We start from the raw sequence: 24,639 nt of genomic DNA on the forward strand, positions 1-24,639 counted from the left end.
ACCGGAGCCGACCAGATCGGTTCCGGTCAGCCCGGGTTACAGGCCGACCCTCGGTCTGTACCAGGTCTGTCACGAGTGGCGGCCGGTTCCAGGAGCGCGCTTAACCGGAGCTTAGGCTTTGCTGTCCTGACCTTTCTGCCAGATCCCCGGGGGAGCCTCATCATGCGCCATGGCGCGAAGACCGCCGCCGTCACCGCCGTCGCCGTCGTCATGCTGGCGGCCGGTGGGTACGGGGCGTACAGCCTGGTCGGATCGAGCAGCAAGGGCTCGGCCGCCCCGAAGCCGCGCACCGTGGTCGCCGAGCCGCCCTCCGCCGCGCTGGCCGCCAGCACGGCGAGCACCTTCCTGGCCGACTGGTCCAAGGGCGACCTCGCGGGCGCCTCGCAGCTGACCGACGACCCGCAGAGCGCGCTCACCGCGCTGACCGCGTTCCAGAGCAACGTCAAGCCGAGCGCGCTCACCCTGGCGGCCGGCGGCCCGGCCACCGCGGCGGCCTTCGCCTCGGCGACCGCGAGCCCGTCCGCCGCCTCCTCGGCGGCCCCCTCGCCGTCCGCCGCCGGCTCCCCGGCGGCGAGCGCGTCCGGCTCGCCGGGCACCGCCAACCAGGTCCTGGAGAGCTTCAGCGCCAAGGCCGAGTTCACCGGTACCGCCAACGTCTGGCAGTACACCGGCTACCTGGGCATGGAGAAGATGAGCGACGGCACCGCCGTCGTGCACTGGGCGCCGACCGTGATCCACCCGCAGCTGACCGCCGGCGAGACCCTCACCACCCAGCCGATCTACTCGCCGCCGTCCTCGGTGACCGACCGCAACGGCAAGTCGCTGGCCGGTTTCCCCTCGCTCACCGGGATGGTGGCGAAGTTCCAGCAGAGCGTGCCGACCGGCGACCCGGCCGACGCCGGCTCCGCCGTGGAGCTCACCGACCCCACCGGCAAGAACCAGCCGCAGAAGCTCTTCACCATCACCCCGCCCAAGCCCGGCCAACCGTTCAAGCTGACCATCGACGCGACCCTCCAGGCCGCCGCCGAGAACGCGGTGAAGGAGCAGGCCGCCAAGGGCCACCAGGCCGGCATGGTGGCCATCGAGCCCAGCACCGGGCAGATCCTGGCCGTCGCCGACGCCGGCACGGCCGGCAACACCATCTCGCTGCTCGGCGCCACCGCGCCCGGCTCCACCATGAAGGTGATCACGGCGACCGCCCTGCTCCAGGCCGGCATCAGCCCGAGCGCGAACATGCCCTGCCCGTCCACCTTCACGGTCGGCCAGACCTACAAGAACGACTTCTCGGACGCCCGGCCGAACAACACCTTCACCAACGACTTCGCGGTCTCCTGCAACACCGCCTTCATCAAGCAGGCCACCCAGACCCTGAAGTCCGGCGACCTGGCCGCGACCGCCAAGAACTACTTCGGCATCGGCGACTGGAAGATCGGCGTCACCTCGGCCGACGGCTCGGTCCCGGGGCCCGGCCAGAGCCCCGACGAGACCGCCGCCGAGTACATCGGCCAGGGCAAGGTCACCATGAACCCGCTGCAGATGGCCTCGGTGGCGGCCACCGTGGAGAGCGGTACGTTCAAGCAGCCGATCCTGGTCGCCGGCCTGCCGCAGACGCCGGCCGCCCAGCAGATCCCGCAGGGCGTGCTGACCAACCTGCGCTCGATGATGAACGCCGTCTTCACCGAGTCCGACGGCACCGGCTACGGCCTGGCGAACGGGCTCACCGGCAACATCGGCGGCAAGACCGGCACCGCCGAGGTCGGCAGCGCCTCGAACGCCACCAACAGCTGGTTCACCGGCTACCGCGACAACCTGGCGGTCTCCGCCGAGGTGATCGGCGGCGGCTTCGGCGCCCAGGCGGCCCTGCCGGCCGTCACCGAGGTGCTCAGGGTCGGCAACCCCGGCTGACGGCCGGCGCGGCGGGTGGTCAGGCCTTGCCGTAGACCTCCGCGGTGTTGTCCTGGGCCGGGTGGGTGTTGCCCGCCGGGCCCGCCGCGAAGGCGCGCAGCAGGTTCTCGGTGACCCGCTGGGTGAGCGCGCCGGCCTGGGCGTTCATCGAGTGGTCGGCGCCGGACGAGCCGTCACCGGTGGCGTCCAGCGCCTCCACCCAGCGCATGGTGCCGGAGGCGAAGACCCCGGCACCGCTGGGCACGGTGTAGTACGCGCTGTCGCTGAAGCTCTTGCGGCCCTCGCAGGTGACCGGTGAGTGGGCCAGGATCTCGATCGGCTTGGGGGTCGGAAAGCCGGTGTTGACCCGGTCGTACTCGACGCCGACCAGGTGCGGGAAGCTGTCGCCGGCCTGCACCCCGGTACCCGCGTAGAGCCAGTGGCCGGGGTTGGTCACCACGTACGGCTCGTCCACCGGGTAGCCGTCGTAGATCACGCCCAGCATCGAGCTCTCCGGGTCGGCCTGCGGGCTGACCCGGTAGTCGTTGGTGGGCGGCTGGCCGGCGGCGAAGCCCGGGTCGTCCTTGAACGAGGTCTTGTAGCAGACCACCGTGCGGTTCGGGCCGGTCGGCGAGGCCTCGTAGCGGACCCGGCGGAAACAGCAGTTGGCGCCGAGGACGGCCAGGTTGGTGCCGGCGTCCCGGGCGGCGGTGGCGTTGGCCCGCTGCTCGGGCGACCAGTACTCGTCGTGGCCCAGCGAGATCAGCGCGGTGGCGCCCTTGAGCAGGCCGGGGTCGCCGGCCAGGTCGATCCCGGTGGTGTAGGCGAGCGGGATGCCCAGCCGCTCGGCCAGCGCGATCAGCGGCGCCTCGTACACCAGGAACAGCCCGGCACCGTCGGCGTACTGGTACGGGCGGTCGAAGGAGACCACCAGCGAACGGGTCGCGTAGGCGCCGTTCTGGCCGTTGTAGAGGTTGTAGTCGCCCCAGAGGTTGTAGGCCTGCCAGGTCGGCACCGCGTTGACGATCACGGTCTTGCCCGCGGTGGAGGCGGACCGGACGGTGACCGGCACGTAGCGCTGGCCGGCCCCGCCGTCGGCGTCCAGCCGGAGCAGGTAGCTGCCCTCGGGCCAGCCACTGGTGTCGACGGTGGTGCTCCTGGCCCAGGACGTGGAGACCATCCGGGTCTTGGGATCGAGGTGGGCCGCCTCCTGCTTGCTGCCCGGCAGCCGGTCCGACTTCCAGACCAGCCGGCCACGGGCGCCGCCGTACCAGCCCATCCGGTAGGCCGAGACGGTGAAGCCGGGGGCGGTGGTGGAGACGTACAGGCCGAAGCTCTCGCCCGGCAGCACGCTCACCCGGTCCGACCAGCCCTCGATGGCGTCGTCCGGCCCGGCGTTGCTGATCTTCCAGTCCGCGTTGCCCGCCTTGCCGGCCTCGCCCTGCGGGCTCGGACTCGAGCCGCCCGCTCCCGTGCCGGACGGCTGGTAGCCGAGCTGCTGCTCGGCCGACTGGGCGCCGCGGTTGGTGCCGCAGGCCGCCAGACCGCCGGCCGCGGCTGCCGCGGCGGCCGCGGCCAGCCCCAGGAAGCGCCGCCGCCCGGGCTTGCGCTTCGGTACCCGTCGCTCACCCATGTCTCTCCGCTCCTCGTAGCCGTGGGAACCCCTCCCATGGTCGCTCACCTGTTCTCAGCGCTCGCGTGCCGGTGGCCGTCACAGGACCGGGCGGGCTAAGAAGCGATGCTGAGGCTGCTGCCCTCGGCCGCCCGGGCGCACCCGACCGTACCCGGAACGGCGGGCGGCCGGTGACTGGCCAGCCGGGGCCAGATGGCCAGCACGGCGGGCAGCGCGAGGTAGCCGAAGCGGCCGGCCGGGGCCAGCATGAAGCCGACGGTGAGCCCGGCGGCCAGGTAGTCGGCGGCCGCGACGGCGGTGGTCGGCGGCCGCAGCAGCAGCCAGCCGGTCACCGCGAGGCCGCCGAGCACCAGCAGCACCAGCGAGACGGTGTGCCCGGCCGGCCCGAGGCCGGCCAGCACCTTGCCGGGCAGCGGGCTGCCCGCCGGGGTCTTCACGGCGGTCAGGCCGAGCGGGAACTTCACCACCTGGTCCACCAGGTCCTGCGGCCGGGTCAGCGCGTACGGCAGGAGCACCACCGCGCTCGCCAGCAGCGCGGTCAGTGCCGCCCGGGCCGCCGGACGGCGGCCGTACAGCCGCCAGAGCAGCAGCGCGGCGACCGGCAGGGCCGGCCAGGCGGTCCACTTCAGCGTGCAGGCCAGCGCCAGCACCAGCCCGGCGGCGATCGTCCGGTCCCGGGCGGCCAGCGCCATGGCCAGGCAGCAGACGCCGATCAGCGGCAGGTCGACCCCGCCGACGGCCAGCATCAGCGCGATCAGCGGCGAGCCGGTCAGCACCGCCAGCGGGAGCAGCGGCGACCGGCCGCCCTCCGGCCGCAGCAGCCGCCAGCTGGCCACCAGGCAGCCGAAGAAGCTCAGCGCGAACCAGATCCGGGCATCGCCGAGCAGCTGGCAGACCGGGTTCCCGCTGCCGAGTACCGCCCGGGGCAGGCCGAAGAGCGACATCGCCGGCAGGTACGGGTTGAAGTCGGAGACCGTGGTCGGATCCGGCAGGTACGGGGTCCCGGTGTGCAGCAGCAGCTGGGCCGAGCGCTCGACCACCATCACCTCGGACTGCCGGTGCCCCTGCACGGCCAGCAGCACGAGCGGCAGCAGCACCGCCCCGACCAGCGCGATCCCGGCCGCGGCCCGGCCCGCGAAGCGCCTCGGCAGCGCCGCCACGGCGAGCCCGGCCAGCAGGTAGGAGGGGGCCGCGACCAGACCCCAGAGCCGCTGGTTCGGCAGGTTGGAGACGATCGGGAAGGCCGCCGCCCAGCCCGCCGCGACCAGGCAGCCGAACAGGTGCACCCAGCGCCGGGCCAACAGCCCGCCGGCCGGAGCGGCGAACAGCCGCTCCAGCAGGGTCCGGCCGCCCGGGCCGCTTCGCGCCGCGCTCCGCGGCGCCGGATGGCCGGCCGGGCCGGCGGCGCTCCCGCTCCGGCGCGGCCTGCCCACCGCCGTCCGCCCCGGCTCCGGTCGGGCCGGGTGCCCGCCCGGATGTCCGCCGGGCAGCCGTACGGAGCGTCCGGCATGCGGCTGCGCGACGCGGCGGCTGCCGAACCGCCCGCGGCTGCGGGGCGCTCCGGACGAACGGGTGGGCATCATGGAGTGAAGAGTATGGCGGGGGGGCATCCGCTGTCCTCAGACTCCAGGAGCTAGCCAGATCGGTTCTCAGCGGCTAGGGGGAGCCGGCGATCCGTTCCGCCGCCGGTCTCAGCTCCCGTTCAGCACCGCCTGCATCACCGACTTGGCGATCGGCGCGGCCAGCGCCCCGCCCGTGACGTCGGTGGCGCTGCTGTCCGCGACCACCACCGCGACGGCCACCGGGGGCACCTGCGCCGAGCCGGTCGGCTTCGCCCAGGAGATGAACCAGGCGTAGGGCGTACCGGAGTTGGCGATTCCGTGCTGGGCGGTACCGGTCTTGCCGCCGACCGTCGCGCCGCCGATCCGGGCGTTCCTGCCGGTGCCGTTCTGCACCACATCGGTCATCAGCTGCTGGACCTGGCCGGCCACCTGGGGACTCATCGCCTGCTTGTAGACCTCGGGCTTCATCAGCTGGACCGTGCTGCCGTCCGACTTGGCCAGCTTGTCCACAAGCTGTGGATACATCACCGTCCCGTTGTTCGCCACACCCGCCGCGACCATCGCCATCACCAGCGGGGTGGCGGCGGTGTCGTACTGGCCGATCGAGGAGAGCGCGACCTGGGACTGGTTCATCTGCGTGTCGAAGTTGCTGCGCGCGGCGCGGACCGGGACGTCCAGCTTCGGGTCGTTGAAGCCGAAGTTCTGCGCCATCGCGACCATCTTGTCCAGCCCGGTCTGCGCGCCCAGGTAGCCCAGCACGCTGTTGCAGGAGAGCACCATCGCGGTGTCCAGCGAGATGCCGGTCCGGTCGCACGAGCTGGTGTCGTTGACCAACGGCGTGGTGGTGCCCGGCATGACGTACGGCGAGGGGGCGCCGGCGTCGCTGTTGATGTCGCTCACCGTGCCGTTGGCCAGCGCGGCCGCCGCGGTCACCACCTTGAAGGTCGAGCCGGGCGGATAGGTCTGCCGCAGCGCCCGGTTGAGCATCGGTTGGTCGCTGTCGGCCTGCAGCTTGTTCCAGGCGTTCTGGTCGGCGCTGCTGGAGCCGGCGAAGCTGCTCGGGTCGTAGGACGGGGTGCTGGCCAGCGCCAGGATCCGGCCGGTGCTCGGCTCGATCGCCGCCACCGCGCCCTTCTGGTTGCCCAGCCCGGCCATCGCGGCCTGCTGGGCGGCCTTGTTGATGGTGGTGTAGACGTCGCCGCCGGGGTTCTGCTGGCGGGAGATCTCGTTCCACACCGCCCAGCCGGAGAGCCGGTTGTCGGTGCCGGAGAGGATGCCGTCCTCGGTGCCCTCCAGCTGGGTGTTCCCGTAGGTCTGCGAGGAGTAGCCGGTGACCGCCGCGTAGAGCGAGCCGTCGGGGTAGGTCCGTTTGTAGTCGTACTTGCCGCCGGTGGCCGTGGAACCGGTGATCGGGTCGGCGCCGACCAGGATGTTGCCGCGCGGCTGGGCGTAGCGCTCGATGGTGGTCCGCTGGTTGGCGACGTTGCCGTCGTACTCCTTGGCCTGGAACACCTGCACCCGGGTGGCCTGCACGGCCAGCAGCAGGAGCAGCACCAGGCAGAAGGTACCGGCCCGGCGGCCGGTGGTGGAGATGCCGTGTCGTACGCGCGGACTGGGCGGCTTGGCCATCAGGCCTCCTCGGTGGTCGGCGGACGGTGGTCGGTTCCGACGGGCGGGCGGCGGGCGATGTCGCTCATCCGGACCAGCAGCGCGACGATGATCCAGTTGGTGACCACCGAGGAGCCGCCCTGCGCGATGAACGGCAGGGTCAGGCCGGTGAGCGGGATCAGGTCGAGCACGCCGCCGGCGACCACGAAGACCTGGATCGCCACCAGCGCGGCCAGCCCGATCGCCAGCAGCCGGCCGAACGGATCGCGCAGCGCGATCCCGGTCCGGACGCCCCGGGAGACGAACAGCGCGTAGAGCAGGAAGAGCGCCAGCAGCCCGACCAGGCCCAGCTCCTCGCCGATGGTCGCCAGGATGAAGTCGGCCTTGGCGGCGAACCCGATCAGGATCGAGTGGCCGCGCCCGAGCCCGGTGCCCAGCACTCCGCCCCAGGCGAAGGCGAACAGCGACTGGGCGATCTGGTTGGCCCCCTGCCCGGCCGCGATGCTGCCGAGCGGGTGCAGCCAGTCCACCACCCGGGCGTGCACGTGCGGCGAGAGCCAACCGACGGCCACCGCGGCGACCGAGGCCAGCAGCAGCCCGATGGTGATCCAGCCGCTGCGGGCGGTCGCCACGTAGAGCATCACCACGAACAGGCCGAAGAAGAGCAGCGAGGTGCCGAGGTCGGTCTCCAGGACCAGCACGCCGACGAAGGCGGCCCAGATCAGCAGCACCGGGCCGATCACCCGGCCGCGCGGCAGCTCCCAGCGCCAGATCCGCCGGCCGGTCAGCGCCAGCGACTCGCGGTGCACGGCGAGGTAGGCGGCGAAGAAGACGGCCAGCAGGATCTTGGCGAACTCGCCCGGCTGCAACGAGTACCCGCCGATGGTGATCCAGATCCGCGCGCCGTAGACCGGCGGGAAGAAGGCCGGCAGGATCAGCAGCACCAGCGCGGCCAGCGCCCCGACGTGGGCGTAGCGCTGCAGCAGCTTGTGGTCGGGCAGGACCAGCAGCACGGCGATGCAGAGCGCGACCCCGAGCGTCGACCAGAGCAGCTGGGTCGGCGCGGCCTCGCTGCCGGGGGTGGCCCGGTCCAGGCGGTAGATGATCACCAGTCCGATCCCGTTGAGCAGGATCGCGATCGGCAGCAGCAACGGGTCGGCGTACCGGGCCTTCCAGCGGATCACGCCGTGCGCCAGCAGGGCGAGCACGCCGAGCGCCGCACCGTACTCGACCGCGTCGGCCGGCACCTTGCCGTCGAGGTTGACACCGACCTCGACGTAGCCGAAGACCGCGACCAGGACCGCACCCAACACCAGCAGCAGCTCGGTGTTCCGGCCGGCTCTCTTCCTCTCGGTCGGCGGGACGGTGGACGGGGCTGCGCTGGCGGACGGTGTGGCCATGGGGTGGCGGCCCGTTCTGTCGGCTACAGAGGTGCCGCCGATTGTACCCTAATGTCCTATTTATGCATCCTTTATGGCACTCTTTCAGCCGAGTGCGGCCCCACTGATGCGTCGTCGAACCACCCGCCCCGGGCGACTCAGAGGCAGATCGAGCTGGGCCAGCGATGGGCCATCAGCAGCGCCAGCATCCCGTGCAGCTGGTCCCGCTGGGGGCCCGTCAGCTCGGCGAAGAAGGCGCGCTCGGCCTCGGTCGCCACCGCCTCGGCCTCGGCCAGCGCCTGCCGGCCCGGCTCGGTGAGCACCAGGATGTAGCGGCGGCGGTCGGCCGGGTTGCGCCGTCGTTCGACCCGGCCGGCCCGCTCCAGCTCGTCGATCAGCGCGACCATGGTGGTCGGGTCGAGGTTGAGCACCCGACTGAGGTCCTGCTGGGAGAGTTCCGGACCACCGGCCAGCGCCGCCAGCGCCAGGAAGGTCCGCAGCCGGAAGCCGGCGGCGACCAGCGCCCGGTCGACCTCTTCCTCGATGAGCTTGCCGGCCTTGTGCAGCAGCATCCCGGTACGGCCGGCCAGCGGGAAGTCCGGCCGCGGGGTGCCCGCCGGCGGCGCGGCGACAGTGTTCTCAGCGTTCCCAGGGCTCTCGGGGCTCTCGGGGCTCTTGCGGGCCATCGGGGATCTCCCATCGATCGGGAGTCCGGGGTTCCAGGCCGGTACTGCCGCGGTCCCACTGAACTCTTCGGAAATCTACCATCGGCGATTTCAACGCTCAACGAGTGCGACGGCCCGGCGCCCACCGGGCCGTCGTGCGCTCAGTGGCCGCCGTGCTCGGCGCCGGCCAGCGCGCTCTCGTGCAGGTCCCGGGTACGGATGAAGAGGAAGCCGACCAGCGCGCCGACCGCCGCCACCGCACCGCAGCCGACCAGCACGTCGGTCAGTCCGTGCACGAATGCCGCCCGGGCCGCCACCCGGACCGGGCCGGCCAGTGCGGCGGGCAGGGTCCGGGCGAGCTGCTCCCCCGCGCCCGCCGCGACCGCCGTCCCGGCCTGCCTCGCCTGCGCCCCCAGCTGCGCGCCGGCGGCGGAGTGCACGAAGGAGTCCGTCACCCGGTGCTGGAACAGCGCGCCGAAGCCGGCGATCCCGATCGCGATGCCGACCTGCTGAAACGTTTCGCCGATGCCGGCCGCCATGCCCGCCTTCGCCGGCTCGGCCACCCCGATCGCCAGCGAGGAGCGCGGCGGGTTGAACATCCCCATCCCGAGCCCCATCAGCGCCATGCTGGGCAGCAGCGCGGTCCACGAGCTGTCCGGGTGCACCAGGGTGACCAGGAAGAGCCCGGCCGCCATCAGCGCGACCGCGGTGCCGACCAGCAGCCGCTGCGGCACCCTGACCGTCAGACCGCCGGTGACCGCCGCCGCGACGAACAGGGTCAGGGTCAGCGGCAGGAAGCGCAGCCCGGTGGCGAGCGGCGAGTAGCCGAGCACGTTCTGCATGTAGGAGACCTGCAGGAAGATCGCCGACATCCCGGCCGCGTTGCCCAGCAGGGTGGTCACCGAGATCCCGTTGAAGGTGACGTTGCGGAACAGCCCGAGGTCGAGCATCGCGCGCTCGCCCAGCCGGCGCTCGACCAGCACGAAGGCGGCCAGCAGCAGCACGGAAGCGGCGAACATCGCGATGATCGGGGCACTGGTCCAGCCGTCCGCCTCGCCCCGCAGGAAGCCCAGCACCAGCAGGGTCAGCGCGGCGGAGAAGACCAGCAGGCCGGCCCAGTCCACCCGGTGCGCCGCCGGGTCACGGGACTCGGCGATCCGCAGCGTGCCGAGCACCATCGCGAGGATCCCGATCGGCACGTTCACCAGGAAGATCCATCGCCAGCCGATCCCGTCGGTGAGCGCGCCGCCGATCAGCGGCCCGAACGCGATCGCCAGGCCGGAGACCCCGCCGAAGACGCCGAACGCCAGGCCGCGGTCCTTGCCCCGGAACTCCTGGCCGATCAACGCCGGACCGACCGCGAACAGGATGGCCGCGCCGATCCCCTGCACCCCGCGGGCGAGGTTGAGCGCGCCGATGCCCTGGGCCGCGCCGCAGGCCAGCGAGGCGGCGGTGAAGACGACGAAGCCCGCGATGTAGACCCGCTTGCGACCGAGCCGGTCGGCGAGCGAGCCACCGGTGAGCAGGAACGCGGCCAGGGTCAGCGCGTAGGCGTCGAGCACCCACTGCAGGTCCGAGAAGTCGGCGTGCAGCGAGGTGCGCAGGTCGGGCAGCGCGACGTTCACCACCGTCAGGTCGAGCATCAGCATGAAGGTGGCGATCGAGACGATGCCGAGCGTCCACCAGCGGCCGGCCGGCACGGCGGCGGGGGTGGACTCGGGGGCGGCGACGGCCGCGGCGGTGGACATGACGAACCCCTCAAGAGTCGATGAGAGAACTAATCGTTGGGATCTCGATGATTTAAGAAGCTATCGATTATGGTTTTCGACTGTCAAGGAACGGACGATGCACGAACCATGGACGGCCCGCGCCCGGGCACGCCGAAGGGCCGTCGATCACTGATCGACGGCCCCATGGAGAACCGCTGGCCCCGGCCCGGGCGCTTGCCGCTCCTGCCGCGGCCCGCCCACTACTCGGCGGCCGGCCTCAACTCGCCTTGGCGGAAGCCCGGTTCGCCGCGACCCAGTCCGCGTCGTCCTGCCAGGCGTAGAAGTCGGTGCCCGCCAGCAGCCCGTGGTAGAGCCCACAGCTCACCGTCGCCCGGGCGCCCGCCCCCGCCGGGAACCAGGCGGCGGTCAGCCTGACCTCCCCGCCCCGCGCCCCCGCCGTGCACTCCGCGGGCAGCCGGCCGTCGGGAAGCTTGGCCCGCAGCAACCGGTCGCCGCCGGTGGTGGACATCCGGTAGTGGACCTCCGTCGCGTTGTCCGGCAGCCAGCGCGGCACCGCGGTGCGGGCCCCCTTCGCCTCGGCACCGGTGGCGTAACTGGCCTCCTGAGCATGCCGGTTGGCCGTCCAGTCGCCCACCTTGGGCAGCAGCGCGAAGCACAGCGCCGCCACCCCGAGGGCGGTCACGGTGGCCACCCCGACGGTCGAGGCCTTGATCGACATGGGCTTCCCTTCGCACAGCCGCCCGCCGGTGCGCGAGCCTGACCTCCATCCTCCGCGCCGGGCACCGCTCGCGCGTCGCCCCGCGGCACGAAGCCGGCGTACCCCCGCAGACCGAGCCGCCCCGGCGCGTCACCAGCCATCCGGCGGGTGTCCCTCTCCCACCGCCGTTCCCCGACCGACACGGCCGCCGCCGTCGCGCCGTTCGAACCGCGCCCGGGTTATCACAGAACCAGCACGAACCCGGACATAAAGGAAGCCCTTCTCCCATGGCCACTCTCACCCCCGCCCCCGCGCCCACCCCCGCGTTCCCGCTCGACGGCCCACTGCTCGTCGCCGAGATCGAGGCCTACCTCTCCTCGCTCCCCCGATCGGCCGCGCCCCCGCCGCGCTCCGCCGTCCGGGTCTGCCCGCTCGGCAGCACCCTGCAGCCCTGGCACGCGGGCCACCCCGACCCGCACCGCGGCCTGCTAGACCGGCTGCTCCGGCGGCCCGCCCGCCCCGTCCAGGTCAGCGCCGCCGAACACCTGCGGCTGACCTCCCGCTACCTCACCCAGCACGGCTGGCTGCAGGGCGCCCTCCAGGACCGGTCCGGCCGGGTCTGCCTGCTCGGCGCCCAGGCCGCCGTACTGGCCCACGGCTACGGCACCGAGCACACCGTGCGCATCGCGCGCACCCAGGTCATGGAGGTCCTGCACGCCACCGGCCGGCCCGCCGCCTCCCCGGACGAGTACAACGACCGCCCCACCACCCGCCAGTCCGACGTCCACCGGCTGCTCGACCAGGCCGCCACCCGCGCCCGCGCCCTCGCCCTCTGAGGGCACGACCCGCCGGGACCTCGGCGGCCGGGACCGCGGCGACTCAGGGCAGCCGGACCCGGGCGCGCTGCTCCGGGGAGACCACCTGCGGCAACAGCATGCTCCAGATCCGCGAGAGCCACTCCCGCGGACCCTCCGCGATCGTGCCGGCCTGCCCGGTGGCGGCCAACACCCGCTGACTGCGGACCAGGGCGTCCACGCCGGTGGTCACCGTCCAGGCCAGCGCGGTCACGGTCCGGGCGCAGGTGCCGGGGAGCACACTGCGGTCGGCCTCGGCGCGCAGGTAGGCGTTCCAGAGCAGTTCCAGCCAGCAGAGGTAGCAGTCGACGGCCGGATCCTGCGGCGTCTCGTACTCGCGTGCCAGGCGAGCGCCCGCGCGGATCACCGGGTCGGTGTGCAGCAGTTCGGCCAGCAGCTCGGTCATGTCGATCAGTGTCTGCAGCGCGGGCACCTCGGGGCGGTGCAGCACCGACAGCCGCGCCCGACTCTCGACACAGGCCAACTTCTGTACGGCGCTGGCGAGTTCGCCCTTGCTGGCAAAGTGGAAGGAGAGCGCCCCCTTGGTGACCCCGGCCGATTCGCAGATGGCGGCCAGCGATGCCCGTTCGTAGCCGACCTGGTCGAACATGGTGGCCGCGGCCAGCATCAGGGACCTGCGCGTCTGCTCAGCCCGCTCCTGCTTCAACTGCTTCGGCATGGATCACCTCTGTCGAGTGTGTGGGCAGTCAGCGTCAGGATCAGGCTAGAAACAAACCTGGCGGTATGTCAAATGGGCCAAGACGGCCAAGCAAACCGGCGCTGTCGCCGCCATGAACCAAGAACTGCCGGAAACTCCGAGGACGTTCACCTCAGCACTCGATTGACAAACCGTCCATCTGGTTTGCTATCTTCCTGACATGATGCGGACTCTAAGGGGGAGTTCATGAGTGCCGTCGTGCCTGAGCACCGAGAGCAGTTGATGGACGCGGAGGAGCCTCCGGCGGCGGCCGATCGCATCGCGACGGACCCGTTGCGCCGGGCCCTGGCCCGGGCGTCCCGCTTCCCGTCACTGCGCCACAAGTACGCCGAGCAGCTGCGCAGCACCGCGACTCCCACCCTGGGCCGACTGCCGGTGCTGACCCGGGCCGAACTCGTCCGGGCGGTCGCCGAGTCGGGCCGGGTCCGGCCGGGGACCCAGGGCGCCAACCTGTACGCGGCGGGCGGCTCGGTGGCCGCGCCGTGGCTGGTCGCGGCGCACGGCGACGACACCGCCGCCGAGGCGCTCGGCAGCTGGCGGCCGCTGCGGCGCGGCGAGGTGCTGGCGAACCTCTACCCTGCCGGCCGGCTGCAGTGGGCGCACTACTTCTACAACGCGCTGGCGGCTCGGTCGGGCGCCACCGTGCTGCCGTTCGGACGGCTCGGTGACGACGAGCTCATGCAGTGGCTCGACTTCTTCCGGGACCAGCGGGTCACCGCCCTGGCCGCCCCGCCGGAGGCCCTCGACCGGATCCTGTACGGCTGCGCCGCCTCCGGCCGCCCACTCGACTGGCTGCGCAAGGTGCTGTGGCACGGCGGCGGGCAGGACCTCGCCCAGCTGATCGCCGAGCGGCTGCCGGAGGTGGAGCTGTGGACCTGCTACGCCTCGGCCGAGGCGGGCGTGATCGGCCACGCCGGACCGGAGTGCCCGCCGCAGACCTTCCACCCGCTGCCGGGGCGGCAGTTGGAGGTGACGGCCGACGGAATGATCCTGGTGACCGTGCTGGACGAAGAGCTGGCGCTGCCCCTGCTGCGCTACCGCACCGGGGACTTCGGCACCACCGTGCGCTGCTCCTGCGGCCGCCCGGAACTCGCGGTACGGGTCTTCCGGGACGCCGCCAGGGTGGGCGTCACGATGCACGGGCAGCCCGTGTGCCCGGACGAACTGGCCGAACTGGCCGAGGAGCTCGAGGAGGTGGCGGCCGCCGAGGTGGTGCTGACGGGGGCCGGGGTCGAGCCGGAGCGGATCCGGCTGCGGGTCTCGCTGCGACCGGGCGTGCCGGCCGACGACTACACCCGCGAGTGGGTCCGCCACCACGTGCTGAGTCGGCACCTGGTGCTGGGCGGCCTGGCCGCCGAGGGCACCGAGGCCTTCGAGGTCGTCGTCACGGGCTGATCCCGTGCGGCACACCCACGACGCCGCCGGCGCGCCTGAAGGCGCGCCGGCGGCGTCCGTCCGTCAGGACCGCGGGGGTGTGCCGAGCGCACCCCCGCGGTCGGGTCAGGCGGCGGCCGCCCGCCGCTCCACCGCACCCGTCCGGGCCCCGAAGGCGACCCGGAGCTCCGCCCGCAGCCGGTCCAGGTCCTCCTGGTGACCGTGGGCGGCGATGTGCCCGTCCGGACGGATCAGGTGGAACCCGGCCTGACGGCAACCGGTGAGCCGGGCGGTCGGAGCGGCCGGCAGCTCGACCAGCCGGACCAGCGGCCGGTCCGCGACGGTCCCGGCCAGCTCGGCGAGCCAGTTCGCGGGCCGGGCCGCCGGCGCGGTCACGGCCAGCGTCCAGCGGGCCGGATCGGCCCCCGGACCGGCGATGCCGTGCTTCACCGCGAGCTCGCGCGGGAAGACCGCACCCACCTGCAACCGGCCCGGCAGGTGGGCGAGCAGCCGGCAGCCGGACCGTCCGGCGGGCTGCTGGGTCGGCCGGACCGGCGGATAGGCGAGCCGTCGCCCGGCCATCACCGGCGTGTAGTGCCGCGAGAGCACCCCGGTCTGGTCCAGCAGCCGGAACGCCGCGTCCCGGGCCGCGACTTCGAGCCGGCCCTTGACCATCCAGGCCCGGGTCTGGATGTCGGTGTCCCGCACCACCCGCCGGGCCACCGCCGCCCGCTCCGGCCCGTAGCTGAGCAGCAGCTCCGGGGACGCCTCGCCGTTGATCACCGCGGCGAGCTTCCAGGCGAGGTTGTGGGCGTCCTGGAAGCCGGTGTTGAGGCCCTGCCCGCCCGCCGGACTGTGCACGTGGGCGGCGTCACCGGCGATGAAGACCCGGCCCAGCTGGAAGTCGTTGGCGTGCCGCCGGTGCACCCGGAACACGCTCTCCCAGATCGGCTCGGTGATGCGGACCCCGCTCGGACCGCGCTCGTCCACGATGGCCTGCATCAGCGGAACGCTGACCTGCTGGCCCGGCGGCAGGCTGGAGAAGAAGCGGTAGACGCCGTCCGGCAGCGCGACGATCACCAGCGCGCCCGCGGGCGACTGGTAGTACAGCGCCTGGTCCGGCGGCAGGGTGCCCTCGATCCGGGCGTCGACCAGCGCGAACGCGGTCTCGTAGGTGCTGCCGGAGAAGCCGGTTCCGAGCTGCGCCCGGACCGCGCTGCCGGCGCCGTCGGCGCCCAGCACGTAGGGCGCGCGCACCCGTTCGATCCGGCCGTCCGGGTGCTCCAGCACCGCGGTGACGCCGTCGGTCGCGGTGAGGCTGCCCGAGTAGTCCAGGGCGTCGAAGGCGAGCAGCCGCACACCGCGCTCCACCACGCCGCCCAGCTCCGACAGGCGCCGGCGCAGGATCCGTTCGGTCTCGTTCTGCGGTAGGCAGACCGGCGCCAGCGCCGCCTCGAACGGGAAGGTGGCCAGCGGCCGACGGTCGGAGAAGTAGCTGAAGGCGTTGATCCGCAGGCCGGCGGCGCGCAGCTCGCCGAGGACGCCCAGGTCCTCGAAGAGGTCGAGGCTGCGCGGCCAGACCAGCAGCGCCTTGGGGAACGGCGAGGGTTCCCGGGCCCGGTCGACGAGCCGCACCCGCACCCCGCGCCGCAGCAGCTCGCAGGCTGCCAGCATGCCGCTCGGTCCGCCGCCCACGATCAGCACGTCGAACGGCTCCGATACCGCACCAGTCATCTCACTGCCTCCCCGGTCATCAGGTGTCTTTGTTGCATAAGAGGTCGAACACCTAGCAGCATCTGTTGCCTGTAAGGCCTCTTATGTATATTCGATTCACGAGCACCTGACCAGCCCCCACTGATGAGAGGCAACTGGCATGCAGAGACGACGACTTGGCTCCACCGGACGTGAGGTCGGGGCGATCGGACTTGGCTGTATGGGGATGAGCTTCGCCTATGGTCCGAGCCAGCGGGACGACCAGGAATCAACCGCCGTACTGCACCGCGCGGTTGACCTCGGGGTCACCCTGATCGACACCGCGGACGTCTACGGGCCCTACACCAACGAGGAGTTGGTCGGTCGGGCACTGCGCGACCTGCGCACCGAGCTCACCCTGGCCAGCAAGTGCGGCCTGGTGATCAGGGACGGCCGGATCGTGCCCGACGGGCGTCCCGAACACCTGCGTGCCGCCTGCGACGCCTCGCTGCGCCGGCTGGGCGTCGAGACCATCGACCTCTACCAACTGCACCGGGTCGACCCCGACGTGCCGTTGGCGGAGTCCTGGGGCGCCCTGGCGGAACTGGTCACCGCCGGCAAGATCCGGCACCTCGGCATCTCCGAGGCCACCGTGCCGCAGCTGACGGCCGCGCACCGGATCCATCCGGTGGCGACCGTGCAGAGCGAGCTGTCGCTCTGGAGCCAGGACCAGTTGGCGGGCGTCGTCCCCTGGTGCGCCACCAACGACGCCGCGTTCATCGCCTACGCCCCGCTCGGCCGGGGCTTCCTGACCGGCGCCATCACCACCTCCGACCAGCTGGAAGCGGGCGACTGGCGGACCGGCAACCCGCGCTTCCAGGCCGACGCCGTCGCGGCCAACCAGAAGCTGGTCCGCGCCGTCGCCGAGGTGGCCGAGCGCTACCAGGCCAGCGCGGCGCAGATCGCCCTCGCCTGGGTGCTGGGCGTCGGGGAGCACGTCGTCCCGATCCCCGGCACCAAGCGGATCCCGTACCTGGAGGACAACGTCCGGGCCACCGGCATCGACCTCACCCCCGCGGACCGCGCCGAACTCGGCCGGCTCGCCGCCGACGTCGTCGGCACCCGCTACTGAGACCCGACGCACCACCACCCGACCCACCACAAGGAGCGATCCCGATGCGTTACCGCTACCTCGGCGACACCGGCCTGTCCGTCTCCGAACTCTGCTTCGGTGCCATGACGTTCGGCGGCGGGGCGTCCTTCCTCGGCGCCCCCGACCGCAACTGGTCCGAGTTCGGCACGGTCCAGGACGACCACGTGCTGCGGATGATGGACCAGGCGCTGGACGCCGGCATCAACTTCTTCGACACCGCCGACGTCTACAAGAACGGCATGGGCGAGGAGTTCTTCGGCCGCACCCTGGCCAAGGTCCGCGACCGCGTCATCATCGGCACCAAGGGCCGCTGGCGAATCACCGACGAGCCCAACGACATCGGCGCGACCCGGCACCACCTCTACGCCGCCGTCGAGGCCAGCCTGCGCCGGCTGAACACCGACTACATCGACCTCTACCACATCCACGGCTTCGACCCGCGGACCTCGCTGGACGAGACCCTGCGCGCACTCGACGACCTGATCCGGGCCGGCAAGATCCGCTACCTCGGGGTCTCCAACTTCGCCGGCTGGCAGCTGATGAAGGCGCTCTCCGTCTCGGACCGCCGCAACCTCAGCCGCTTCGTCTGCTACCAGGGCTACTACAACCTGGGAGCCCGCGACCTGGAGCACGAGATCATCCCGCTGGCCGTCGACCAGAACGTCGGGATCACCGCCTGGAGCCCGCTGGCCGGCGGCTTCCTCACCGGCAAGTACCGCCGCGGCGAGGGCCGCCCCGAGGGCAGCCGGCTCGCCGAGCGGACCCCGGCCGAGTCCGCGCCGCTCACCGACCCGGACCAGGCGTACGACATCGTCGACGAGATGGCCCTGATCGCCGAGGCGCACGGGGCGACGGTGGCCCAGGTCGCCATCAACTGGGTGCTGGCCAAGCCGGGCATCACCTCGGCCGTGATCGGCGCGACCAAGCCGCACCAGCTGGAGGACAACCTCCAGGCCATGAGCTGGACCCTCACCGAGGACGAGGTCGCCCGGCTGGACAAGGTCAGCACCACGCCCGCGCCGTACCCGTACTGGCACATCGGCACCGTCGCCGCCGACCGCAAGCTGCCGGGGGACGTCTACCCGGCCTGAGGCGGCTCTCCCGCCCCCAGCACGGCCAAGCACCCGACGATGAAGGAGCCCACCCGTGACCATCACACCGCTCAACCCCGTCGCCAAGCAGGACGGGAGCACCAAGAAACAGGTCAAGAAACAGACCGCCACCGCCGAGCTCGACGTCAAGCCCGCCGAACAGCCCGACGAGCGGCTCTCCGCCGAGGAGCGGCTCAGCTACGCCCGCACGGTCGACCGCTACCTGGTCCACCGCGAGTCGCTCGGCGAGGTCTTCCTCACCGACCTCCAGCCGATCGACCGGGACAGCTACGCCGCCGCCGCCCAACTCCCGCGCTCGCACGCGTACTACGGCGACCACCTGCTGCGCCCGAACACCTACGACCCGGTGCTGCTGCTGGAGGCCTGCCGGCAGGCCACCCTGGCCGGGGCCCACCTCTTCTTCGAGGTGCCCGCGGACCACAAGTTCATCCTCACCCACCTCAGCGTCAGCCTGACCCAGCCGCGGTGGATCACCGTCGGCCAGTCGCCGTTCCCCCTGGCGATGCGGGTGACCGTGGTCGACCGCAAGGAGCGGGAGGGCCGGGTCACCGGTGTCGACTCGGCCATCGAGCTCTCGATGGACGGCACGGTGCTCGGCCGGGCCACCGTCGGCCTGCGGTTCAAGACGCCGACCAGCTACCTGTCCCTGCGGCTGAACAACCGGGACGGGGTCGCCCTGCCGTCCTCGGCGGCCCACCCGCCGCGGCTGCTGGGCACGCCGGTCGCGCCGCACCTGGTCGGCCGCGCCAACCCGGACAACGTCGTCCTGGTCGACGCCCACACCGACGGCGACACCGCCCGGGCCCGGCTGCGCATCCCGGCCGACCACCCGAGCATGTTCGACCACGCCCAGGACCACCTCCCGGGCATGGTGCTCGCCGAGGCGGCCCGTCAACTCGCCCTGCTCACCGTGCTCGACGCCCGTGGCGTGTCCGCCGTCAAGGCGTTCCCCACCGCCCTGGAGGTGATCTTCAGCAGCTTCGGCGAGCTGGAGGAGGACACCACGCTCACCGCCGAACTCGGCGACCGGTCCGCGCCGGGGCCCGAGGAGCAGCTCTGCTACACCCAGGGCGGCGTCCTGGACCTGGCCGAACTCCACGACGACGGCCACCCCCCGGCGGGCGGCGCGGACCTGCTGCCGGTCCGGATCGACGTGCAGCAGGGCGAGAAGCAGCTGTGCGTCTTCACGGTGACCATGAAGCGGATCCAGGCCGCCCCGCCGGCCCCGGGACGGTGACGGCATGGCAGGGACCGCAGCCGCGTTCTTCGACGTGGACGAGACCCTGATCAGGGTCAAGAGCATGTTCCGCTTCCTGGAGTTCTACCTGCGCCGGCGCGGCGAGCCGGCCGGGACGTACCGGCGGCTCACCGACGAGCTGCGCGCGGCGGCGGCCGGCGGACTGCCCCGGCACGAGGTCAACCGCCGCTACTACCGCCTGTACGCGGGTGAGGAGGCCGGCCGGCTGACGGCGGCGGGCGCGGACTGGTTCGCCGCCGAGCTGGCCGAGGGGCTGTTCGTCCCCGAGACGGTGGAGGCGCTGGACCGGCACCGGGCCGCGGGGGAGACGGTCCTGCTGCTCTCCGGGTCGTTCTTCGCCTGCCTGGAGCCGATCGCCGCCCACCTGAGCGTGCACGGCGCGATCGGCACCCGGCCGGTGGTGCGGCACGGGCGGCTGACCGGCGAGGTGGTCACGCCGATGATCGGCCCGGCCAAGGCCGCGGCGGCCCGGGCCGCCGCCGGTGTCCTCGGTCTGGACCTCGCCGCCTCCACCGGGTACGGCGACCACTCCAGCGATCTCGACCTGCTGCGCACGGTCGGCCGGGCCGTGGTGGTCGGGGACGATCCGCGACTCACCGCCCACGCGGCCCGGTTCGGCTGGTCCCGGCTGCTCTGCAACCGCCCGCCGGCCGACTGGGAGCCCCCGCTCGGCCCCGGTGCCGAACCCTGGCCCGAGCCCCCCACGAAGGTCGGCCTGACAGGAGAGATCCATGCATGAGGAGATCCGTCCGATCGGCATACTCGGCACCGGCTCGTACCTGCCCGAGAACGTGGTCGGCAACGAGGAGGTGGCCCGGCACGCCGGGGTCACCGACGAGTGGATCGTCCGCAAGACCGGGATCCGGGAGCGCCGCCGGGCCGCCGACCACGAGGCCACCTCCGACCTGGCGGCGGCCGCCGCCGGAGCGGCGTTGGAGCAGGCCGGGGTGCGCCCCGAGCAGGTGGACTACGTGGTGGTCGCGACCTCGACCCCGGACCAACCCCAACCGGCCACCGCCGGCATCGTCCAGCACCTGATCGGGGCGGTCAACGCGGCCGCCTTCGACGTCAACACCGTCTGCAGCGGTTTCGTCTACGCGCTGACGGTGGTGGAGCGGATGCTCCGGGCCGACCGCGACGGCGGCGGCTACGGCCTGGTGATCGGCGCGGACATCTACTCCCGGATCCTCGACTACTCGGACCGGAAGACGGCGATCCTCTTCGGCGACGGGGCCGGCGCCGTGCTGCTCGGGCCGGTGGACACCGGACAGGGCCTGTTCGGCTCCAGCCTGCTGACCCGGGGCGACCTGCACCAGCTGATCGGCGTGCCGGCCGGCGGCAGCCGGCAGCCGGCCTCGGCCCGCACCCTGGCCGAGGGCGGGCACTTCTTCCGGATGGACGGGCGAGGCGTGCGCGCCTTCGTGCACGACCAGCTGCCCGCCGCGCTGCACGGGCTGCTCGGCAAGGCCGGGATCGCGGCCGACGCGGTCCGGCACTTCGTCCCGCACCAGGCGAACGGGCAGATGCTGACCGAGGTCTGGCCCGCCCTGGGCCTGGGCTCGGCCGATCTGCACCTGGCGGTGGAACGGTACGGCAACACCGGCGCGGCCTCGGTACCGATCACCCTGGACCTGGTGCACCGCAGACAGTTGCTCGCGCAGGAAGACGTGGTCCTGCTGGCCGCCTTCGGCGGCGGCATGGCCGTGGGAGCCACCCTGCTGCGCTGGGCCGCCACCCGGTACGCCGGCCGGCCACGGCAGCACGTCCGTACCGGCGCGGGCCGGCTGGTCGCGACCGGCTGACCCGCGAGGGGTCGGACGGTCCGCGCCGGAGCGCGGGCGTCCGGCCCCTTCGCACTGTAAGGCAACTGATGTATATCCTGAGGTCCATGAAGCTCTCCGGCGACGAACGGCTCGGCCAACACCTCAAGCGGGTCGAGCAGGAGCTGACGGCCGCCAAGCACTCGGTGCTCAAACCCTTCAACCTGGCCGTGCCGCAGTACAACGTGCTGGCCGTGGTGGCCCAGGAGCCGAAGCTGTCGGGAGCCGCCCTGGCGCGCCGCTGCATGGTCACGCCGCAGACGATGTCCTCGGTGCTCGGCACGCTCGAAGGCCGCGGGCTGGTCGAGCGCCGGCCGCACCCGATCCACAGCCACATCCTGGAGACCCGGCTCACCCGCAACGGGCGTTCCCTGCTGACCAAGGCGGACGAGGCCGTGGCCGCCGTCGAGGCCCGGCTCACCGAGGAGTTCACGCCGGCCGAGTTCACCCAGCTACTGGAGCAACTGGCGCGCTGTTCCGCCGCGTTGGAGGGTGCGGGAGCCGACTCCAAGGCCTCGCGCACGCGTTGACGACGGACTGACGCCCGGCTGACCGCCGGACGCCCCGACTCCCCCTCCCCGGGCGCTCGTTCGACGAGCGCCCGTTCGGCATGCCCGCAGGCTCACGACCGCCGCGGGCCACCGCCACCCCGGCGCACCCGGGCCGGCCCAGCGTGCCCGCCCCGGCGCCCCACTCCCGCGTCCCGCGTCCGACCTGCGCGAACTCCCCGCGACTCCCCCGCCGGCCCGGCCGCGCCAGGGCCATCGACCCCTCCGGTCCTAAATACGCCTGACTACTATCGGTTGACCGATACTCATCAGAGGTCTTATGGTCATAAGGCGTAAGCGACCCAGCGGCGGTCACGCCGCCCGGATTTGGAGGATCACCGTGTCCCAGAACCGCCAAGGCGGGGGCCCGAAGCCGGTGAGCACGGCGGCGACAGCGGTGGGCTTGTTCCTGCTGGCCCTGAACCTGCGCCCGGCCATCGGCAGCGTCTCGCCCGTACTCGACAACATCCAGCAGAGCCTGCACCTGTCCGACTCGGCAGTCAGCCTGCTCACCACCCTGCCCGTGCTCTGCCTGGGCATCTTCGCGGCGGCCACCCCCGCCATCTCCCGCCGCATCGGCACGGCGGGCGCCCTGGTGCTGGGCTTCGTCGCGCTCATCGCCGGCATCCTGATCCGGATGGACACCTCGGTGTGGGCGATGTTCGTCGGCACCGCGTTGGCCGGCGCCGGCCTGGCGCTCGGCAACGTGCTGATGCCGGCGGTCGTCCGGAGCACCTTCCCGGACCGCGTCCGGCTGTACACCGGCATCGCCACCGCCTTCCTCAGTGCCGGCGCCGCGCTGTCCGCGGGCATCGCCGTGCCGCTGAAGAACGCCGTCGGCGGCTGGAGCGGCTCGCTGGCGCTGTGGACCATCCCGGCCGCCATCGGCCTGCTGGCCTGGCTGCCGTTGCTCCGCCGCACCCCGCGCCCCCAGCCCGCCGCGCCGACCTCGGCGCAGCCGGCACAGGCCAAGGGCTCGCTGCTCGGTGACGCGGTGGCCTGGCAGGTCACCGGTTACCTGGCGCTGCGCGCGCTGGCCTACTTCACCGCCCTCGGTTGGCTGCCGACCGTGCTCGTCGACCTCGGCGGCTACAGCAGCTCGGCCTCCGGCGCGCTGCTCTCGCTCACCATGGTGCTCAGCGTGCCGGGCGCCCTGTTCGCCCCGGTGCTGGCCGGAAGGCGCGGCACCGGCCCGGTCATCACCGCGATCGCCGTCACCGGCGCGGTCTCCCTGCTCGGCCTGCTCAGCGCGCCCGGCGTGGCCGCCCTGTGGGTCGCCCTGCTCGGGATCACCCTCGGCGCCGGCCACGCCATGGCGCTGACCCTGATCGCCGTGCGCTCGCCCAACCCGGAGACCACCGCCCGCCTGTCCGGCATGGTGCAGACCATCGGCTACCTGGTCGGCGGCATCGTCGGCCCGCTGCTGCTCGGTGTGCTGCACGGCGCCACCAAGGGCTGGACGGTCTCGCTCGTCCTGCTGGCCGCCTTCACCCTCCCGGAGCTGGTCCTCGGCCTGCTGGCCAGCCGCAAGCGGTTCGTCCGGCCGCGCGTCCGCGTCACCGGCGCCCAGGGTGCGACCACCACCGCTCCGCAGCCCGCGCTGATCGACGACTGACCCGCCGCCGGCGGGTCAGTTCCCCGCGGCAGCCCCTCCTGCCGCCCGACTCCCACCAGGAGAACCCCGTGTACCACGTCGCCGTCGCCTTCGACGTCATGCCTGAGCACCACGACGAGTTCATCGCCGCCACTCATGAGGACGCCCGTGAGTGCGCCGTGGACGAGCCCTTCACCCAGCGCTTCGAGCTGGTCCAGGACGAGAACGACCCCAACCGGTTCTACCTGGACGAGCTGTACGACGACGCGGAGTCCTTCGACAAGCACATGGCCGGCCCCCACTTCGCCCGCTTCTTCGAGCGGATCGGCCACATCGCCGAAGGTCCGACCTGGCTGATCCGCGGCAACCGGATCGTGGACACCGGCGCGGCCTGACCCTCCCCGACCGCTCATGGCGCCGGGCGCCATCCCCCGTTACCGCGCCCGGCGCCATGAGCCCCACTCGCAGCACCCCGACGAAGACGGAGGAACTCGCATGTGCGGGCCCCAGGTAATGAACCTCGTGTACGGCGAACAGGCCGGCGCCCCGGCCTGCGGCTGCTCGGCCGAACCGCAGGCCGTTGTGGAGGACGCCGACGCGGCCGCCGCCACCGGGCGCGCGCCGGCCCCACGACCGCTGATCCGCGGCTCCCGGGTCGCCGATCTGACCCACGCCTTCGGCAACGACTTCCCGGTGCTGGAGCCGATCGTCCTGAAGCCCCGGATCGACCACTTCGCGCACATCGCCGACGAGGGCTTCAACGCCAACAAGCTGGAGATCGACGAGCACACCGGCACCCACGTGGACGGCCCGGCGCACCTGGTGGACGGCCCGATCTACACCGACGAGATCCCGATCGACAAGCTGATCGCCCCGCTCTGCGTGGTCCGGATAGCCGACCGGGTGGCCAAGGACCCCGACGCCACGCTGACCGCCGACGACATCCTGGCCTACGAGCGCCGCTACGGCCGGATCCCCGACGGCGCGCTGGTCGTCATGGACTCCGGCTGGTGCGACCGGATCAACACCCCGGGCGCCTACATCAACCGGGACGAGTCCGGCGTGCCGCACTTCCCCGGCCTGGGCTTCGACGCGGCCGAGTTCCTGGTCACCCAACGGACCGTGGTGGCCGCCGGCACCGACACCCCCAGCCTGGACGCGGCCAAGAACCTCCAGGTGGAGGACCCGGGCGCACACCGGATCGTGCTCGGCGAGCAGCGCTACGGCGTGGAGAACATCGCCAACCTGTCCTCCGTGCCCGACTTCGGGGCCACCGCCGTGATCGGCCTGATCCGCCACCGCAAGGGCTTCGCGGGCCCCTGCCGGGTGTTCGGCATCTACTGAGCCATCCACCGAGC

General features: G+C 72.6%; 21 protein-coding genes. 12 read left to right on the top strand and 9 right to left on the bottom strand.

Annotated elements, in window-relative coordinates; translation table 11 throughout:
* Nucleotides 1-162 precede the first annotated feature (162 nt).
* Nucleotides 163-1,905, top strand: a complete 1,743-nt coding sequence (locus tag ACIGXM_RS08160) for a penicillin-binding transpeptidase domain-containing protein (RefSeq protein WP_396558094.1) — start codon at nucleotides 163-165, stop codon at nucleotides 1,903-1,905.
* Nucleotides 1,906-1,924: 19 nt separating this feature from the next.
* On the opposite strand, the gene ACIGXM_RS08165 is transcribed toward ACIGXM_RS08160, so the two are convergent.
* From ACIGXM_RS08165 to ACIGXM_RS08195, 7 genes are all read right to left on the bottom strand, one after another.
* Nucleotides 1,925-3,517, bottom strand: coding sequence for a N,N-dimethylformamidase beta subunit family domain-containing protein (locus tag ACIGXM_RS08165; RefSeq protein ID WP_396558096.1), 1,593 nt, complete (start codon nucleotides 3,515-3,517; stop codon nucleotides 1,925-1,927).
* A gap of 95 nt (nucleotides 3,518-3,612) precedes the next feature.
* Nucleotides 3,613-5,100 (bottom strand): glycosyltransferase 87 family protein, encoded by a 1,488-nt coding sequence (locus ACIGXM_RS08170; protein ID WP_396558098.1) that lies wholly within the window; start codon nucleotides 5,098-5,100, stop codon nucleotides 3,613-3,615.
* A 108-nt stretch (nucleotides 5,101-5,208) separates the two neighbouring features.
* Nucleotides 5,209-6,708, bottom strand: a complete 1,500-nt coding sequence (locus ACIGXM_RS08175; RefSeq protein ID WP_396558100.1) for a penicillin-binding transpeptidase domain-containing protein — start codon at nucleotides 6,706-6,708, stop codon at nucleotides 5,209-5,211.
* Nucleotides 6,708-8,087, bottom strand: a complete 1,380-nt coding sequence (locus ACIGXM_RS08180; RefSeq protein WP_396558102.1) for an FtsW/RodA/SpoVE family cell cycle protein — start codon at nucleotides 8,085-8,087, stop codon at nucleotides 6,708-6,710. Before ACIGXM_RS08180 ends, ACIGXM_RS08175 begins: the two co-directional genes overlap by 1 nt.
* Before the next feature lie 137 nt (nucleotides 8,088-8,224).
* Nucleotides 8,225-8,752 carry a MarR family winged helix-turn-helix transcriptional regulator gene (locus ACIGXM_RS08185; protein WP_396558104.1) on the bottom strand — a complete coding sequence of 176 codons (528 nt, stop codon included), beginning with the start codon at nucleotides 8,750-8,752 and terminating at the stop codon, nucleotides 8,225-8,227.
* Nucleotides 8,753-8,892: 140 nt separating this feature from the next.
* On the bottom strand, nucleotides 8,893-10,479 hold the full coding sequence (locus ACIGXM_RS08190) for an MFS transporter (protein ID WP_396558106.1): 1,587 nt from the start codon (nucleotides 10,477-10,479) through the stop codon (nucleotides 8,893-8,895).
* 238 nt (nucleotides 10,480-10,717) lie between these two features.
* Entirely contained in the window at nucleotides 10,718-11,179 is a 462-nt protein-coding gene (locus ACIGXM_RS08195) for a hypothetical protein (protein ID WP_396558108.1), read from the bottom strand.
* Between the two features lie 266 nt (nucleotides 11,180-11,445).
* Here ACIGXM_RS08195 and ACIGXM_RS08200 point away from each other — a divergent pair, with 266 nt between their 5' ends.
* Nucleotides 11,446-11,994 (top strand): hypothetical protein, encoded by a 549-nt coding sequence (locus ACIGXM_RS08200; RefSeq protein WP_396558112.1) that lies wholly within the window; start codon nucleotides 11,446-11,448, stop codon nucleotides 11,992-11,994.
* Nucleotides 11,995-12,037: 43 nt separating this feature from the next.
* Here ACIGXM_RS08200 and ACIGXM_RS08205 read toward each other — a convergent pair whose 3' ends face one another.
* Nucleotides 12,038-12,691, bottom strand: coding sequence for a ScbR family autoregulator-binding transcription factor (locus tag ACIGXM_RS08205; protein ID WP_396558114.1), 654 nt, complete (start codon nucleotides 12,689-12,691; stop codon nucleotides 12,038-12,040).
* A gap of 237 nt (nucleotides 12,692-12,928) precedes the next feature.
* On the opposite strand from ACIGXM_RS08205, the gene ACIGXM_RS08210 reads away from it, so the two are divergent.
* Nucleotides 12,929-14,125, top strand: a complete 1,197-nt coding sequence (locus ACIGXM_RS08210) for a hypothetical protein (RefSeq protein ID WP_396558116.1) — start codon at nucleotides 12,929-12,931, stop codon at nucleotides 14,123-14,125.
* A gap of 105 nt (nucleotides 14,126-14,230) precedes the next feature.
* Here ACIGXM_RS08210 and ACIGXM_RS08215 read toward each other — a convergent pair whose 3' ends face one another.
* A complete protein-coding gene (locus ACIGXM_RS08215; protein WP_396558118.1) occupies nucleotides 14,231-15,838 on the bottom strand; it encodes an FAD-dependent monooxygenase in 1,608 nt (535 codons plus the stop codon).
* Between the two features lie 139 nt (nucleotides 15,839-15,977).
* Here ACIGXM_RS08215 and ACIGXM_RS08220 point away from each other — a divergent pair, with 139 nt between their 5' ends.
* The 9 genes from ACIGXM_RS08220 to ACIGXM_RS08260 all read left to right on the top strand — a co-directional run bounded on the left by ACIGXM_RS08220 (nucleotide 15,978) and on the right by ACIGXM_RS08260 (nucleotide 24,625).
* Nucleotides 15,978-16,928 (top strand): aldo/keto reductase, encoded by a 951-nt coding sequence (locus tag ACIGXM_RS08220; protein WP_396558120.1) that lies wholly within the window; start codon nucleotides 15,978-15,980, stop codon nucleotides 16,926-16,928.
* Between the two features lie 44 nt (nucleotides 16,929-16,972).
* The gene (locus ACIGXM_RS08225; RefSeq protein WP_396558122.1) at nucleotides 16,973-18,040 is read left to right on the top strand and encodes an aldo/keto reductase; all 1,068 of its coding nucleotides are present in this window, start codon (nucleotides 16,973-16,975) and stop codon (nucleotides 18,038-18,040) included.
* 55 nt (nucleotides 18,041-18,095) lie between these two features.
* Nucleotides 18,096-19,298: a ScbA/BarX family gamma-butyrolactone biosynthesis protein gene (locus ACIGXM_RS08230; RefSeq protein ID WP_396558124.1), complete on the top strand. Its 1,203-nt coding sequence runs from the start codon at nucleotides 18,096-18,098 to the stop codon at nucleotides 19,296-19,298.
* Nucleotides 19,299-19,302: 4 nt separating this feature from the next.
* On the top strand, nucleotides 19,303-20,058 hold the full coding sequence (locus ACIGXM_RS08235; RefSeq protein ID WP_396558126.1) for an HAD family hydrolase: 756 nt from the start codon (nucleotides 19,303-19,305) through the stop codon (nucleotides 20,056-20,058).
* Nucleotides 20,051-21,121 (top strand): 3-oxoacyl-ACP synthase III family protein, encoded by a 1,071-nt coding sequence (locus tag ACIGXM_RS08240; protein WP_396558128.1) that lies wholly within the window; start codon nucleotides 20,051-20,053, stop codon nucleotides 21,119-21,121. Before ACIGXM_RS08235 ends, ACIGXM_RS08240 begins: the two co-directional genes overlap by 8 nt.
* 86 nt (nucleotides 21,122-21,207) lie before the next feature.
* Complete coding sequence (locus ACIGXM_RS08245) at nucleotides 21,208-21,669, top strand: MarR family winged helix-turn-helix transcriptional regulator (protein WP_396558130.1); 462 nt, start codon at nucleotides 21,208-21,210, stop codon at nucleotides 21,667-21,669.
* A gap of 358 nt (nucleotides 21,670-22,027) precedes the next feature.
* The gene (locus ACIGXM_RS08250; protein ID WP_396558132.1) at nucleotides 22,028-23,302 is read left to right on the top strand and encodes an MFS transporter; all 1,275 of its coding nucleotides are present in this window, start codon (nucleotides 22,028-22,030) and stop codon (nucleotides 23,300-23,302) included.
* Between the two features lie 68 nt (nucleotides 23,303-23,370).
* Nucleotides 23,371-23,676: a putative quinol monooxygenase gene (locus ACIGXM_RS08255; RefSeq protein WP_396558134.1), complete on the top strand. Its 306-nt coding sequence runs from the start codon at nucleotides 23,371-23,373 to the stop codon at nucleotides 23,674-23,676.
* A gap of 118 nt (nucleotides 23,677-23,794) precedes the next feature.
* Nucleotides 23,795-24,625 carry a cyclase family protein gene (locus ACIGXM_RS08260; RefSeq protein ID WP_396558136.1) on the top strand — a complete coding sequence of 277 codons (831 nt, stop codon included), beginning with the start codon at nucleotides 23,795-23,797 and terminating at the stop codon, nucleotides 24,623-24,625.
* Nucleotides 24,626-24,639 lie beyond the last annotated feature (14 nt).

Source organism: Kitasatospora sp. NPDC052896 (genome assembly GCF_044547075.1).
Lineage (GTDB): Bacteria > Actinomycetota > Actinomycetes > Streptomycetales > Streptomycetaceae > Kitasatospora.